Origin of the sequence: Saccharothrix longispora, assembly GCF_031455225.1 — a bacterium.
GTDB classification, from domain to species: domain Bacteria; phylum Actinomycetota; class Actinomycetes; order Mycobacteriales; family Pseudonocardiaceae; genus Actinosynnema; species Actinosynnema longispora.
In genome coordinates this window covers 1879856-1894325 of the sequence record NZ_JAVDSG010000001.1, presented here as the reverse complement: position 1 = coordinate 1894325, position 14470 = coordinate 1879856, and the positions used below count along the sequence as shown (strand labels likewise).

Below are 14470 nucleotides of genomic sequence, written 5' to 3'. Positions count from 1 at the left end.
CGGGACACCGAACCGGTTGCCGTGCATCTGCACGTGCACCCGCACGGAGCAGCCGAAATATTCCATTCCAGGGCGTCTACCTGCGACGACGTGCCGTCCGGGTGTCCTGTCACGACTTCGGGGTCCGCTCCGGCACCGGGCGCGTCCCCCTGTCGGAGCGCCGGACGCGGTGGTCCAGAATCGTGCTCCCGCACCAACGGCGAACGGGGGATGCGATGTGGGATGCGACCGCACCGGGAGTGCTGCGCCTGCCGTCCGGGAAGCTCGTGCGCGGCCGCGGACTGCGCCGACCGCTGCCGGGCGGCCCGGAACCGCAGTTCGGCCTGTACCTGCTGGGGTCCGAGCCGCCGGAGACGACCTGGCGGCGCACGTGGGTGCGGTGGCCGGACTTCCGGCTTCCGTCCGACCCGGCCGCGCTCGCGACGGCGCTGCGTGACGTGCTGTCGAGGGCCGGGACCGAACGCGTCGAGGTCGCGTGCGGCGGGGGCATGGGCCGCACGGGCACCGCGCTGGCGTGCCTGGCGGTGCTCGACGGCGTGCCCGCCGCTGAGGCGGTCGCGTACGTGCGGACCCACTACGCGCGGCGCGCGGTGGAAACGCCCTGGCAGAAGCGGTTCGTCACGCGCTTCCGCTAGCGGTCCCGGACGGCGGCGGCCCAGTGCGGGGCACCCGCCTCGCGGGCCACCTCCTCGGCTCGGCGGTAGTGGGCGGCGGCCTGGTCCTGGTCGCCCAGCGCCCCGGCCAGGTCGCCGAGGTACCGGGCGACCGGTCCGAAGGTGAGCAGGCCGCTGCCCGCGCCCGCCAGTTCGTCCCGCGCCGGGAGCAGGGCGGCGTGCAGGCGGGTCATGGCCGGGTGGTCGTCGGCGGCGACGGCGGCTCGGGCGTGGAGGCAGAGCCTGGCTTCCAGCAGCAGGTCGTGCGGCGGGTCGGGGATGTCGGCCGCCGGTCGGGTCCACGGTTCGTACGGGCCCCAGTCGGCGTCCGGCTGCCGGATGTCCAGCGTCAGCAGGGCCAGCGGGAGCAGTCCCGCGGACAGGCCGGGCATGCCGGTGGACGGCAGGCGCGCGGCGGCGGCCCGGTAGGCGGCCGCGGCCTCGTCGTGGTGGCCGGTGATCGCCAGGCGCAGGGCGGCGTACCACTCGGTGAAGACGGCGACCAGCGGGAGGTCGTGGCGGGCGGCCAGGGCGTCGGCCGCGGCGGCGTGGTGGTCGGCGGTGGGCAGGTCGGCCCGTGCGGCGTGGGCCTGGAGCAGCACCAGGTGGGCCAGGACCTCGTGGGCGACCAGGTGGTGGCGGGCGGCCAGGGCTTCCAGTTCGGCGCCGATCCGGGCGCGTTCCGGCGCCAGGCCCGCGCGGTGGCACGTGTGGAGGAAGCGGCCGTTGAGGGCCGTGGCGAGGAGGAGCGGGTCGTCCAGGTCCCGGGCGATCCGCTCGGCTTCCCCGGCGGCGTCGGCCCCGCGGCGCGTGGTGTCGGCCCGGCTCTCCAGCGCGATGGTGGCGAGCAGGCGGGCGCGGTCGCCGTCGTGCCCGGCGGGGAGGGCGGCGAGGGTGCGCCCGGCTGCCGCGACGAGGCGGGCGGACAGGGCCTCGTCGTCGTTGGTGGTCCAGATCGCGGGCACGTCGGACGTCCCGATCACGGCGGCCGTGCGCACCGGGTCGCCCAGCGCCTCGGCCGCGGTGACGGCTTCGGCGCGGTACCGGCGGGCGGCCGGCAGGTCACCGGCGACGGAAAGCGTCCGGACCAGGCCCACGAGGGCGTCGAGGCGGTCCCTGCCGCCGGTGTGGTCGCCGTCCGTGTGGACGCCGTTCGCCAGGTCCAGGACCGCGCGCCACAGGCGGGCCGCCTCGTGCGGGGCGAAGCGGTGCTCGGCGCGTTCGGCGGCGGCGCGGACGTGACGGGCGGTGCGGTCCGGCGCGGCCCTGCCGCCCGCGCGCAGCAGGTGGTGCGCGATGGCCTCGACCTCGTCGGGCCGGATCGCTTCGAGGACGTCGGCGACGGCGAGGTGCAGCCGGGCGCAACGGGCGAGCGAGGTGTCCTCGTAGAGCACTTCCCGCACCAGCGCGTGCGCGAACCGCACGTGGTCGGCGTCCCGCTCCACCAGGAAGCCCGCGGCCAGCGCGGTCTCCACCGAGGTCAGCACGCCCTCCTCGTCGCCCGCGAGTCGCACCAGGACGTCCAGGTCGACGTCCTGGCCGAGGACCGCGGCCCGTCGCAGGTGGGTGCGGGCCGTTTCGGGGAGTGCCGCCAGGCGGTGCCGGATCACGTCGCGGACGCCGGTCGGCACGGCGTGCAGCACGGCGTCGCCCCCGGTCCGCCACAGCCGGGTCAGCTCGCGCACGAAGAACGGGTTGCCGCCGCTGCGCCGGTGGATCGCGCGGGCCTCGACGGGCGTCGGCTCCCGGTCGGCGGTGGCGCGCACCAGCTCCCGCACCTGCGGTCCGGTCAGCCCGCCCAGGTAGACGCGGACGGGTTCGGCGCGGGCGAGCCTGCCCAGCGCCTCGGTCAGCGCCGGTGAGAGGTCGGTGGAGCGGTAGGTGCCGACGACCAGCGCCTGCCCGGCGGCCGGGTCGGTGACCAGGGTGGTCAGCAGGGCCAGCGTCTCCTCGTCGGCCCAGTGCAGGTCGTCGAGCACCAGCAGCGCCGGCCCGAGCCCGGCGACGGCCGCGGCGGCGGCCCGGTGGCGTTCGAACCGCGACCCGGCGGGCACGTCGTCCGACCCGAGCGCTTCGCGCACCTGCGTCCACGGCCAGGCGGCGGGCGCGCCGGGCAGTTCCGGGCACGTGCCCCAGGCGACCCGCCGGCCGGAGGCCGCCAGGCGTTCCGCGAAGGCCCTGGCCAGCGCGGTCTTGCCCGCACCGGCCGCGCCGGAGAGCAGCGCCAGCCGCCGTCCCTCCCCCGCCGCGCGCTCCAGTTCGGCCAGCTCCTCCGCCCGGCCCACGAACGGCTGCCCGGAACCGGACCAGGTGCGGGAGCCGGCCGTCCGCGCACCACCGGTCGGCGACCCCGGCGGTGCGAGGTGCGGGGCCTGGGCGAGCACGTCCGCCTCCAGTCGGCGCAACGCCGGTCCCGGGTCCACCCCCAGCTCGGCCCGCAGCACCTCGCGCGCCGACCGCAGCTCGGCCAGCGCCTCGCCCTGCCGGCCCGCCCGGTAGAGCGCCAGGGCCAGCAGTCCGCGCCCGTCCTCGCGCAGCGGGTTCGCCGCGACGTGCGCCCGCAGGTCCGGCACCGACTCGGCCGCCGCCCCCAGGGCCAGGGCGGCCGACGCCCTCAGCTCCACCCCCGACAACCGCAGTTCGGCCAGCCGCTCCACCTCACCGCGCGCCCACGCCCGGTCGGCGAATTCCGCGTACGCCGGTCCCCGCCACAGCGCGAGCGCCTCGTCCAGCAGCGCCCGGGCCTCTCCCGGCTCGTCCTCCACCAGCCGCGCCGCCGACGTGACCACCGCCTCGAAGCGCCACGCGTCCACCGCCCGGACCTCGGCCCGCAACGCGTAACCGGGCGCGGCGGTGACGAGCAGGCGCGCGGGCGTCCGGGGCGGTCGATCCGGTTCCAGGGCTTTGCGCAGCGCGCCGACGAACGTCTGCACGGCGCCGACCGCACCGCCCGGTGCGTCGTCCTCCCACAGGTCGTCGACCAGCCGCGCGACCGGCACCACCCGTCCCCGCGCGACCAGCAGGCGCGCCAGCACGGCGCGGTGCCGCGGCCCCTTGAGGTCGACCGGCCCGCGCACGTCCTCGGCCACCACCGGCCCCAACACCCGGAACTCCACCATCGCGGGCACCAACCTACGTGGCCGTCCACCGGGCCGCCGGGCCGTGCTGATCCGACACTGACCGGGTGCTGATCGGCGGCCCGCAGGCTGGGTCCACGACCACGAAGGAGTCCCCATGCCCCCCATGACCACCGGGTTCACCGAGCAGCGCGTCACCGTCGCCGACGACGTGTCGCTGCACGTCGCCGTCGGCGGCTCGGGCAGTCCCGTCGTGCTGCTGCACGGCTTCCCGCAGACCCACCTGATGTGGCGGCACGTCGCCGCAGACCTGGCCGCCGACCACACCGTGATCGTTCCCGACCTGCGCGGTTACGGGGCGAGCGACAAGCCCGCCGACCCGGACGGCCACGCGTACTCGAAGCGCACGATGGGCCGGGACGTGGTGGCGCTGGCCCGTGCGCTCGGGCACGAGCGGTTCGCGCTGGCCGGGCACGACCGTGGCGCGCTGGTCGCGATCCGGACCGGCCTCGACCACCCGGAGGCGGTCACCCACCTGGCGTCGCTGGACGTGCTGCCGACGCTGGACACGTGGGACGTGATGCGCGGCACGAGCGCGGCGGTCGGCTTCCACCTCTACCTGATGGCGCAGCCGCCCGGCCTGCCGGAGGCGATGATCGCCGGCGCGGCGGACGAGTTCTTCGGCCACTTCCTCGACGTCTGGGCCACCGACCCGGACGCGATCCCGGCGGACGTGCGGGCCGAGTACCTGCGGGCCTCGCGCGAGGCGATCCCGTCGATCGTGGCGGACTACCGCGCGTCGGCGGGCGTCGACGTGGCGCACGACCGGGCGGACCTGGAGTCGGGCGCGGTGCTGCGGATGCCGGTGACCGTGCTCCAGCAGGACTGGGGCACGGCCCTCGGTTTCGACGCCGCCGCCCGGTGGCGGGCGTGGGCGCCGGACCTCGACCACCGGACCGTGACGTGCGGGCACTTCATGGCCGAGGAGGCCCCGGCGGACGTGGTGAAGGCGTTGCGGGACCTGCTGGCGAGGTAGCCCGGCGGCGGACCGGACCCCGCGCCCGTGGCTCCTGCCACCGCGCACCACGTCACGGGGGGTGGAGAGGTGACCGACGCCGGTCGGCACCGCCTCCGGCCCCCGTCACGACGTCGGCAGCGTCACGAACCCCTCGCGCACCAGCCAGTCGCGGGCGACGATCGCCGGGTCGCGGCCGTCGACGTCCACCTCGGCGTTGAGCGCGAGGACCGTCTCGTTGTCGAGCTTCCCGACGATCGGCGCCATCACCTCCGCGACCTGCGGGTGCGCCCGGTGGAACTCCTCGCGCAGCACGATCGCCGCGTTGTACTGGGGGAAGAACTTCTTGTCGTCCTCCAGGGCGACCAGGTTCAGCGCCACGATGCGGCCGTCGGTGGTGAACACCTCGCCGAAGTTGCACAGGCCGGTCGACGTGGCGGAGTAGATCGTGCCGGTGCCGAACGTCTTGACCTCCACCGCTCCCGGGTCGAAGCCGTAGGCCGCCGCCACGCCCGGGAACCCGTCGTTGCGGCTGACGAACTCCGTCTCCAGGCAGAACACGCCCTTGTCCGGTTCACGGGCGATCAGCGCGGCCATGTCGGAGGTGGTGCGCAGCCCGTGGGTGCGGGCGAACTCCTCGGTGACGGCGAACGCGTACGTGTTGTTGACCTCGGAGTACTCCAGCCAGCGCAGGCCGTTGCGCTCCAGGTCGGCGTCGCGCACCGCCTCGTACTGGCCCCGTTCGTCGGGGATCGGCTCGGTGTTGCCCAGGTAGCTGATCCACCCCGTCCCGGTGTAGTCCCACGACAGGTCGACGTCGCCGGTGATCAAGGCCTGGCGCGCGCTGTTGGAGCCCTGGATGTTGGTCATGTCCCGCACCTCGGCCCCGGCGGCGACCAGGGCCACCTCGGCGAGGTAGCCGAGGACCTGGTTCTCGGTGAAGTCCTTCGACCCCACCGCCACCTCCACCCCGGCCAGTTCCGGCACCGGCCGGATCGATCCGGGCGCCACCTCGAACGGCAGCGCGAACGACGACTCCAGGCCGCAGCCCGAGGCCAGCAGGGTCGTCGCGACGAGCGCGACCCCGGCGAACCGCGCCCTCATCGCAATCCCTTCGGTCCCAGGTAGGTCTCGGCGACCGCGCCGAGCCAGTCCACCAGCAGCGCGAGCCCGACGGCCAGCACCGCCCCGGTGACCAGCACGGTCACCCGCGAGAGCTTGTAACCGGTGTCGATCAGCAGGCCGAGGCCGCCGCCGTTGACGAACACCGCCAGCGTGGCGACGCCGACGGCGTGCACCAGCGCGGTGCGCAGGCCGGCCAGGATCAGCGGCACGGCCAGCGGCAGCTCGATCCGCCGCAGCACCGCGCCGGCGGACATGCCGATGCCGCGCCCCGCGTCCACCAGCGCCGGGTCCACGCCCTGGAGGCCGACCATCGTGTTCCGCAGCACGGGCAACAGCGTGTAGAAGGCGATCGGCAGCACCGCCGCCCACAACCCCTCCAGGCCCGAGACCAGGAAGAACAGCACGAGGATGCCGATGGCGGGTGACGCCTGGCCGATCGTGGCGACGCCCAGGAACACCGGCGCCGCGCGCCGCGCCCACCGCCGGGTCAGCACGACGCCCAGCGGCACGGCCACCACCAGCACCAGCGCGGTCACCACGACGCTGATCACCAGGTGGTCCCAGGTCGCGGACGCCAGCGTCGGCACGTTGATGCTCGCCTGCTCGATCGAGTCGAGGTCGCGGGTGAACGCCCAGGTCAGCACACCGCCGACGAGCGCGACGACGGCCAGCGGCTGGATCAGCAGGCGGAGCCGCTCGGCCCGCTGCCGCGAGGCGACCGCGGTCGTCACGTCTCCACCCCCACGCGGTCGGCCGCCTCGCCGTCGACGGCGTGCTCGTCGCGCAGCTTCTGCACGGTGCCGATCACGGCGTCCATCTCCACCAGCCCGACGTACTCGCCGCGCGCGCCCGTGACGACCGCCGCGCCGCCCTCGATCAGGATGGCCTCCAGCGCGTCCTGCAACGTCGACTGCAACGACACGGAGGCGCCCACCGGCTGCGGCTGCCCCGGGTTGCCCGCGTGCACCCAGCTCACCGGCCGGTTGCGGCCGTCCAGCAGCAGCGCGTACCGGTTCGGCGACCCGGCCAGCCTGCGGCCCACCTCGGCCGGCTCGTCGTGCACCGACGCCGTCACCGCCTGGCTCAGCTCCAGCTCGCGGACCCGCCGCAGCCGCAACTGCTTGAGCGACGCGCCCGCGCCGACGAACCCGGCGACCGTGTCGTCGGCCGGGTTCGCCAGGATCGCCTCCGGCGTGTCGTACTGGAGCACCGTCGAGCGCGGCCCGAGCACCGCGATCCGGTCGCCGAGCTTCACCGCCTCGTCGAAGTCGTGCGTGACGAAGACGATCGTCTTGCGCAGCTCGGCCTGGAGCCGCATCAGCTCGTCCTGGAGGTTGCCCCGGGTGATCGGGTCCACGGCGCCGAACGGCTCGTCCATCAGCAGCACGGGCGGGTCGGCGGCCAGCGCGCGGGCCACCCCGACGCGCTGCTGCTGACCGCCCGAGAGCTGACGCGGGTAGCGGTCGCGGTAGTCGGCCGGGTCGAGCCCGACCAGGTCGAGCATCTCGTCCACCCGCTCCGACACCCTCGACCGGCTCCAGCCCAGCAGGCCCGGCACCGTGCCGACGTTCTGGCCGACGGTCAGGTGCGGGAACAGCCCGGCCTGCTGGATGGCGTACCCGATGCCGCGGCGCAGCTCGTCCGGGTCCAGCGACAGCGTGTCCCGACCGTCGATGGTGATCCGGCCGGACGTCGGCTCGATCAACCGGTTGATCATGCGCATGGTGGTGGTCTTGCCGCACCCGGACGGCCCGACGAACACCACGGTCTCGCCCGCCGGGACGGTCAGGCTGAACGACTCCACCGCGGGCGCCTTCACATCGGGGTAGCGCTTCGTCACGTCGACGAGCTCGATCTCACTGGCCACGAATCCCCCTGGAGACGGTGTAACGGCCGATCAGCGCGAAGATCCCGTCCAGGACCAGCGCCAGGACGACGATCCCGAGGGTCCCGGCGATCGCCTGGTTGGTCGCGTTCGCGCTGCCCGCCCTGGTCAGGCCGGCGAAGATCTCCACGCCCAGACCCGGCCCGCGGGCGTAGGCGGCGATGGCGGCGATGCCCATCAGCATCTGCGTGGCGACCCGCGTCCCGGTGAGGATCGCGGGCCACGCCAGCCGCAGCTCGACCCTGGTCAGCACGCCGAACCGGCTCATCCCGATGCCCCGCGCCGCGTCGCGCACCGCGTGGTCCACGCCTCCCAGGCCGACGATGGTGTTCCGCACCACGGGCAGCAGCCCGTACAGCACGAGCGCCACCACGGTCGGCTTCACGCCGAGGCCCAGCACCGGGATCAGCAGGCCCAGCAGGGCGAACGACGGGATGGTGAGGATCGCGCTGGTGAGCGCCGTCGCGGCGGCCGAGCCGAGCGGGCTGCGGTACACCGCCACCCCGATCGCCACGCCTATCAGCGCGGCCAGCAGGGCGCACTGCACCACCGCGCTGACGTGCAGCAGAGCTTCGACCAGCAACCGGTTCCACCGGTCGACCAGGAACTCCCAGAAGTTCACGACCCCGCCTCCGGTCCACCCGGGACGGTCGTCGACGTGCGTGTCCGTGAAATCGGTTACCCCTTTGCTCGGCAATCCCCCGACTCCGAGAGCACGGTGTCCCAACAGGACACCCATCCTGCCGCACCGCGAGGTGACTCAACCTGACGATAGCCTGACGATCACCGGTGTGCCGGTCACCCGCCGGACCCGGGTCTCCCCGGCCCGGGCACGATCAGGCCGGTCTCGTAGGCGACCACGACGGCCTGCGCGCGGCTGGACAGGGCCAGCTTGCCCATCATCCGCTTGACGTGCGTCTTCACCGTGGCCTCGCTGAGCACGAGGCGCTGCGCGATCTGGGCGTTGGTCAGGCCGTTGCCGACCAGGCGCAGCACCTCGGTCTCCCGCGCGGTGAGCCGGGCGAGCTGCGGCGCGCCGACGGACGTGGCCCGGTGGTGCTGGGCGTAGGTCTCGATGAGGCGGTGCGTGATGTGCGGCGCGATGAGGATGTCCCCCGCCGCGACGGTGCGGACCGCCGAGATGATCCGCTCGGGCGGGGTGTCCTTGACCAGGAAGCCCGCCGCGCCCTCGCCGAGCGCGGTGTAGACGTACTCGGGCAGGTCGAACGTGGTCAGCACCACCACGCGCGGCGGGTCCTCCCCCGCGTCGGCCAGGATGCGGCGGGTGGCGGCGATGCCGTCCAGCACCGGCATCCGGATGTCCATCAGCACCACGTCCGGGGAGGTGGCCGCGGTCAGCGCCACGGCCTGCGCGCCGTCGGCGGCCTCGCCCACGACCTCGAACCCGGGCGCGGCGGTGAACAGCGCGACCAGGCCGGCCCTGATCAGCGCCTGGTCGTCGGCGACGAGCACGCGGACGGTCACCGGTCACCTCCCGGGCGGAACTCCTCCGGCTGGGCTTGCTCCGGCTGGGCTTGCTCCGGCCGGGCGTCCTCCAGCTGCGAATCCTCCGACTGCGAGTCCTCCAGGGGGAGCCGCAGCACGACGCCGAACCCGCCCCCGGCGCGCGGTCCGGCGGTGAGCACCCCACCGTACAGCTCGGCGCGCTCGCGCATGCCCCGAATGCCGTGCGAGGTCACCGGCACCCGGTGCGGCGCGGCGGTCGCGCCGTCGTCCGTCACCTTCAGCGTCAGGGTCTGCTGCCCGTAGTCCAGCTCGACCAGGGCGCGGGCCGCGGCGGCGTGCTTGAGCACGTTCGTCAGCGACTCCTGGGCCACCCGGTACGCGCACAGGTCCGGTCCCGGTGGCAGCGGGCGCGTGTCGCCGGTGACCCGCACCTCGACGGTCAGTCCGGCGTCGCGGGCCCGGTCGACCAGTTCGTCCAGGTCGGACAGACCCGGTTGGGGTCGGTAGTCCCCGTCCTGGTCGACCCGCAGCACGTCGAGCAGCCGGCGCATCTCGGTGAGCGCCTCGCGGCTCGTCCGGCCGACCGTGTCGATGGCCTTGCGCGCGGTCGCCAGGTCGGTGTCCAGCACGTAGGAGGCCAGACCGGCCTGGAGCGAGATCACCGACATGTGGTGGGCGACCACGTCGTGCAGCTCGCGCGCGATCCGCACCCGTTCCTCGGCCACCGCCCGCGCCGCCGACTCGGCCGCCCGCTCGGCCCGCTCGGCCCACCGGCGCGTGCCCTCGCCCAGCACCCACACGCCGAGCACCACCATCACCGTCTGCGCCGCCTCCGACCAGGCGATGTCGTCGATGCCCAGCACCGCCGCCACGACGATGCACAGCGTCGCCGCGACCACCGCCGCCGTCACCACCCTGGACCGCAGCGTGGCCACCGTGAACACGCCCACCAGCAGTCCGATGCCCGAGTTGGGGATCAGGTCGCTGCCGAGCCGGTTGAAGGCGGCGAACGCGGCGAGCATCACCACCACCGTCGCCACGGGCGCGCGCTGGCGCAGCGCGATCGGCGCCGCCGTGAGGGCCGCCAGCACGTACTCCCAGAACTGCGCCTGCCCGTCCGCCCGGCTGACCACCGTGTCGAGGGTGAGCCAGGTCAGCACCAGGGCCAGCAGGACGTCGAGCCGGATCGGGGTCAGCGAGAACCGCACGACGTCAACCTAGGCCGGCGCGACGACCGGCGTCGCCCACCCGCGGGGGGACGTCGCGCTACCCCCGTGGGGGTAGGCGTCCCGTTTCCTCCACTGCGGACGAACCGGGCAGGCCGAGTGCGGTGCGCACGTCGACGGCGAGGTGGGACGGGTTCGACGGCGCGTTCGCGGTGCCGCCCGAGGTCGTGGCGCCGCCCGGCTGACCCCTGTCGCGGGGAGTCAGACCCCGAGCCGGGCGAGGCCGGCCTCCCACCGCCGCCGCCGCTCCTCGTCGGTCTGCTCCCACCACGGCGTGCCCCGCTCGCCCAGCGCCACCTTGGCCTCCTGGACGCGGTCGCGGGCACGCCGTTCGGCGTCCGGGTCACCGGCGCGCAGGGCGCGGCCGACGTCGCGGCGGGCGGCCATCAGGGCGCCGCGCAGCCTGGTCGACACGTCCTCGGGCAGGTCCGGGTCGCTCGCCCGCCAGCGCCTGCCGTCGATGACGACGTACCGGCCGTCAGGCGTGCGGGGCGGGGGTTCGTCGCGCGGCACGCGGCCACCGTCGCACGAGGGCGGGCGGCGCGCGACCCGGCGCGCGGCGTGGGCGGCACCCGCCCCCGTTCACGTCGGCGACCGCGTGGTGCGGCGCTCACGCCCGGAAGGTCCTCGCGCCCTCGGGGGCGACCGCGTCACCGCGGGGCGTCACGTCGTCGAGGAAGCCCCCGGACTGGTGGTGCCACAGCCTCGCGTACGCCCCGTCCGCGTCGAGCAGCTCGGCGTGCGTGCCCTGCTCGGCGATGCGGCCCCGGTCGAGGACGACCAGCCGGTCCATCCGCACCACGGTGCTCAGCCGGTGTGCGGCGACGAGCGCGGTCCGCCCCTCCATCAGCCGCCACAACGCCTCCTGGACCAGCACCTCGCTCTCCGAGTCCAGTGCGCTCGTCGCCTCGTCGAGCAGCAGGATCGGCGCGTCGCGCAGGATCGCGCGGGCCAGCGCGACCCGTTGCCGCTGCCCGCCGGACAGCTTGACGCCGCGTTCGCCGACCATCGTGTCGAACCCGAGCGGCAGCGCGTCGGCGAACTCCGTCACGTGGGCGGCCTCGGCGGCGCGGCGGATCTCGGCCTCGGTCGCGCCCGGCCGGGCGAAGGCGATGTTCTCGCGCAGCGTCCGGTGGAACATGGCGGGGTCCTGCGGCACGTACGCGATCAGGCTCCGCAGGTCGGCTTGGCGCAGCCGCGCGATGTCCTGACCGCCGACGAGGATGCGCCCGGAGTCGAGGTCCATCAACCGCAGCAGCAGCCGCCCCAACGTCGTCTTGCCGCCGCCGGAGCGCCCCACCAACCCGATCCGCGTCCCCGCCGGGACGTCCAGGTCCAGCCCGGTGAACAGCGGCCGGCCCCCTTCGTGCGCGAACACCACGTGCTCGAACCGGACACCGGAGTCCTTGACGCGCAACGGTTCCGGGTGCTCCGGGTCCAGCACGGTGGGCGGGTCGAGCAGCAGTTCGGTGAACTGGGCGGCCTCGGTCAGGGCGCTCTCGAAGCGCCGGTAGATCTGGTTGAACTCGAACATGATCCGCGTGGCGTTGGTGTAGTAGGCGAACGTCACCACGATCGCCTCCACGCCGAGCCCGCCGCTGACGCCCACCGCGACGGCGAGTCCCAGCGCGTTGGTGAGCACGGACAGCGGCGCGACGACGGTGTCGATGCGCAGGTTGCCGTAGTCCCACGACCGCAGCGCCAGCACCCGGTGCCCGGCGGCGCGGTCGCGGTGCTCGACGCCCTCGCGCCGCTCGGCGGCGAACGCCCGCACCGTCTCCATGTTCACGAGCGTGTCGGCGACGCGGCCGGACACCAGGGCGAACGACGCCTCGCGCTCCGCGACCAGCCGCTGCCGGCGGCGGATGAGCGGCGTGATCACGAACCCGGTGACGAGGATCAGGCCGAGCAGCACCGCGACCAGCAGCGGGTCGTAGGACCACAGCACCACGCACGCGAAGGTCAGCGGCACCAGGTTGGCGACGACCTTGAACGCCACCGTGTCCACGAACTCCTCGAAGCGGGACGCGAAGCCGAGCACCCTCTTGGTGAGCGACCCGGCGAAGTTGTCGTGGAAGAACGCCGCGTCCTTGGCGAGCAGGGCGTCCATCGCGTACACGGACAGGTTCTCGATGCCGCGGGCGTCCGTGCGGTTGAGGCAGTGGACGCCGACGCGCCACAGCAGTTCGGCGAACAGCATGAGGCCGGCGAACGCGAACACGTACGGCAGCACGGTGGCGAGGCCGCTGCCGCCCCCCTCCGCGAGGTGGCCCGCGAGGGCGCCGACCGTGAGCGGCGCGAGGTAGAGCAGGCAGGTGTTGCCCAGCGCGGGCAGCACGAGCGCGAGTGCGCCGGTGAGGCGGTGCCTGCGCAGTTCCCGGCCGTAGAGGCGCAGGACGAGCAGGACCGCCCTCCTGCGGTTGTCGTCGACGGGTTTTCCGGTGGGCTTCTCTCCAGAACCCGGTAAGACCATCCGACTCCTTCCGGGTCACCTCGGCCCTCCCATGCTGCCGCAGTCGACCGGAGCGCGGCGATCGAATATCGCCCGCTCGGCGGCCCCGCCGTGGTAGTCCTTCGACGTGCTCCGAACTTCGCGCCTGGTCACGGCACTGGCCGTCGCGATCGCCTACGTCGCCGCGCACCTGCTGACCACCGCGGGCCTCGACCTGCGGGACCGGGAGCGCTTCGCCGACGCGCCGGCCCGTGCCGCGGTGTTCGCCGACGCGGTGCGCGGTTGCGCCGCGGGCGTGCCCGGGTCGTGCGACGGGGTCCGGGCGGGCGACGCGTGGTTCCGGGACAACGCCCCGCCGTTCGGCAGCCGCACGCTGGTCTCCCTGGCCGCGGACGGCGCCGGGGACGGCCGCGACACCGCCGTGCTGTACCTGGACGACCTGGCCGAGGAGGTGGCGGCCGACCGGGTGGCGCTGGACGCGGCCCTGGACGGGTCGGCCGACCGGGCGCTGTGGTGGACGGGGATCGCGGCGCTGCTCGCCGGTGCGGCGCTGTGGCTGCGGCGCCGGCGTCGGGAGGCCGCCGCCGACGTGGTGGAGCTGGTGAGCCGCTACGTCCCGCACCGCCCCCGGTGGCGGCGACCGGTGTTCCTGGCGCTGACCGGCGTCGGGTACGTGCTGCTGGTCGGCGGTTTCCTCGGTGGCACGCTGTCGCTGCGCGTCGAGGGGCTGCCGTGGGGTGCCCGGTCGTGGGTGCTGGTCGGGGCCGTGGTGGCGGTCGCCCTGGCTTCACCGGTGCTGCGCCACTCGCGCCGGCGCTCGGCGCGCGACGCGGTGCGGGCGCTGGAGGCCGACGGCCGACGGCCCGTGCTGTACCTGCGCGCCTTCGTCGACGACCACACCTCGGCCGCCGTGGACAACGTGACCGTGGGGCTGAGCGGCTTCCTCCTCCCGGTCCACTCGCGCGAGGAGCAGCTGGCCTCGGTGCTGCGGGCGTTCGGACCGGTGATCGCGGTCGGCAGGCCGGGGGAACCGCTGCCGCACCTGGGCGCGGCCCGCTTCTACCTGCCGCCCGACGACTGGCGGCCGGGGGTGCTCCGGCTGATGGAGCTGAGCCGGTTGGTCGTGCTGCGGCTCGGCCCCGGCGAGGGCCTGTGGTGGGAGTTGGAGCGGGCGCGCGCCACCCAGCCGCCGGACAAGCTCGTGCTGCTCGTCCCCGGCGACCGCGACGACCTGCACCGCCGGCTCGACGGGCACCTGCCGACCCCGGCCCGGCTCGACCTGCTCGTGCCGTCCTCCGCCGACCGCTGGACCGCCGCCGTGGTCGCGTTCGACGCCGACTGGGCGCCGCACGTGTCGCCCGTCGTGCCCGCCGGGTCACCGCCGGGATCGCCCGCGCACCACGTGGCCCGTGCCCTGCGGGCGGCGCTGGAGTCGGTCGGGGTGCGCCGGCGCGGTCTGGTGACCCGCGTCAACACCGGGATGCTCGTGGCGTTCGGCAAGGTCCTGCTGCTCCTCCCGGTGGCCGTGCTGGTGCTGCGCCTGATCGAGCTGGCCGATCCGCGGTGACAG

General features: G+C 74.8%; 12 protein-coding genes. 3 read left to right on the top strand and 9 right to left on the bottom strand.

Annotated elements, in window-relative coordinates:
- Positions 1 to 215: 215 nt before the first annotated feature.
- Positions 216 to 635 carry a protein-tyrosine phosphatase family protein gene (locus tag J2S66_RS08020; RefSeq protein WP_310305731.1) on the top strand — a complete coding sequence of 140 codons (420 nt, stop codon included), beginning with the start codon at positions 216 to 218 and terminating at the stop codon, positions 633 to 635.
- Here J2S66_RS08020 and J2S66_RS08015 read toward each other — a convergent pair.
- Positions 632 to 3772, bottom strand: coding sequence for an ATP-binding protein (locus J2S66_RS08015; RefSeq protein ID WP_310305729.1), 3141 nt, complete (start codon positions 3770 to 3772; stop codon positions 632 to 634). The two genes, J2S66_RS08020 and J2S66_RS08015, sit on opposite strands and share 4 nt — an antisense overlap.
- A 115-nt stretch (positions 3773 to 3887) precedes the next feature.
- On the opposite strand from J2S66_RS08015, the gene J2S66_RS08010 reads away from it, so the two are divergent.
- Positions 3888 to 4766 carry an alpha/beta fold hydrolase gene (locus tag J2S66_RS08010; RefSeq protein ID WP_374726068.1) on the top strand — a complete coding sequence of 293 codons (879 nt, stop codon included), beginning with the start codon at positions 3888 to 3890 and terminating at the stop codon, positions 4764 to 4766.
- Between the two features lie 105 nt (positions 4767 to 4871).
- Here J2S66_RS08010 and J2S66_RS08005 read toward each other — a convergent pair whose 3' ends face one another.
- The 8 genes from J2S66_RS08005 to J2S66_RS07970 all read right to left on the bottom strand — a co-directional run bounded on the left by J2S66_RS08005 (position 4872) and on the right by J2S66_RS07970 (position 12921).
- Positions 4872 to 5849: a glycine betaine ABC transporter substrate-binding protein gene (locus J2S66_RS08005; RefSeq protein WP_310305727.1), complete on the bottom strand. Its 978-nt coding sequence runs from the start codon at positions 5847 to 5849 to the stop codon at positions 4872 to 4874.
- Entirely contained in the window at positions 5846 to 6601 is a 756-nt protein-coding gene (locus J2S66_RS08000; protein WP_310305725.1) for an ABC transporter permease, read from the bottom strand. The genes J2S66_RS08005 and J2S66_RS08000 overlap by 4 nt, the downstream gene beginning before the upstream one ends.
- Positions 6598 to 7737: an ABC transporter ATP-binding protein gene (locus tag J2S66_RS07995; protein ID WP_310305722.1), complete on the bottom strand. Its 1140-nt coding sequence runs from the start codon at positions 7735 to 7737 to the stop codon at positions 6598 to 6600. The genes J2S66_RS08000 and J2S66_RS07995 overlap by 4 nt, the downstream gene beginning before the upstream one ends.
- A complete protein-coding gene (locus J2S66_RS07990; RefSeq protein ID WP_310305719.1) occupies positions 7727 to 8377 on the bottom strand; it encodes an ABC transporter permease in 651 nt (216 codons plus the stop codon). Before J2S66_RS07990 ends, J2S66_RS07995 begins: the two co-directional genes overlap by 11 nt.
- A gap of 176 nt (positions 8378 to 8553) precedes the next feature.
- Positions 8554 to 9240: a response regulator gene (locus J2S66_RS07985; protein ID WP_310305717.1), complete on the bottom strand. Its 687-nt coding sequence runs from the start codon at positions 9238 to 9240 to the stop codon at positions 8554 to 8556.
- Positions 9237 to 10430 (bottom strand): sensor histidine kinase, encoded by a 1194-nt coding sequence (locus tag J2S66_RS07980; RefSeq protein ID WP_310305715.1) that lies wholly within the window; start codon positions 10428 to 10430, stop codon positions 9237 to 9239. The genes J2S66_RS07985 and J2S66_RS07980 overlap by 4 nt, the downstream gene beginning before the upstream one ends.
- 219 nt (positions 10431 to 10649) lie before the next feature.
- Complete coding sequence (locus tag J2S66_RS07975) at positions 10650 to 10961, bottom strand: hypothetical protein (protein ID WP_310305712.1); 312 nt, start codon at positions 10959 to 10961, stop codon at positions 10650 to 10652.
- Positions 10962 to 11058: 97 nt separating this feature from the next.
- On the bottom strand, positions 11059 to 12921 hold the full coding sequence (locus tag J2S66_RS07970; RefSeq protein WP_310305709.1) for an ABC transporter ATP-binding protein: 1863 nt from the start codon (positions 12919 to 12921) through the stop codon (positions 11059 to 11061).
- Positions 12922 to 13027: 106 nt separating this feature from the next.
- Between J2S66_RS07970 and J2S66_RS07965 the strand changes: the two genes are divergently transcribed.
- A complete protein-coding gene (locus J2S66_RS07965; protein WP_310305707.1) occupies positions 13028 to 14467 on the top strand; it encodes a hypothetical protein in 1440 nt (479 codons plus the stop codon).
- Positions 14468 to 14470 lie beyond the last annotated feature (3 nt).

Coding starts and splice junctions, on each gene's coding strand:
- J2S66_RS08020 (WP_310305731.1), top strand. CDS start 216: ATGTGGGATGCGACCGCACCGGGAGTGCTGCGCCTGCCGTCCGGGAAG.
- J2S66_RS08015 (WP_310305729.1), bottom strand. CDS start 3,772: ATGGTGGAGTTCCGGGTGTTGGGGCCGGTGGTGGCCGAGGACGTGCGC.
- J2S66_RS08010 (WP_374726068.1), top strand. CDS start 3,888: ATGCCCCCCATGACCACCGGGTTCACCGAGCAGCGCGTCACCGTCGCC.
- J2S66_RS08005 (WP_310305727.1), bottom strand. CDS start 5,849: ATGAGGGCGCGGTTCGCCGGGGTCGCGCTCGTCGCGACGACCCTGCTG.
- J2S66_RS07970 (WP_310305709.1), bottom strand. CDS start 12,921: ATGGTCTTACCGGGTTCTGGAGAGAAGCCCACCGGAAAACCCGTCGAC.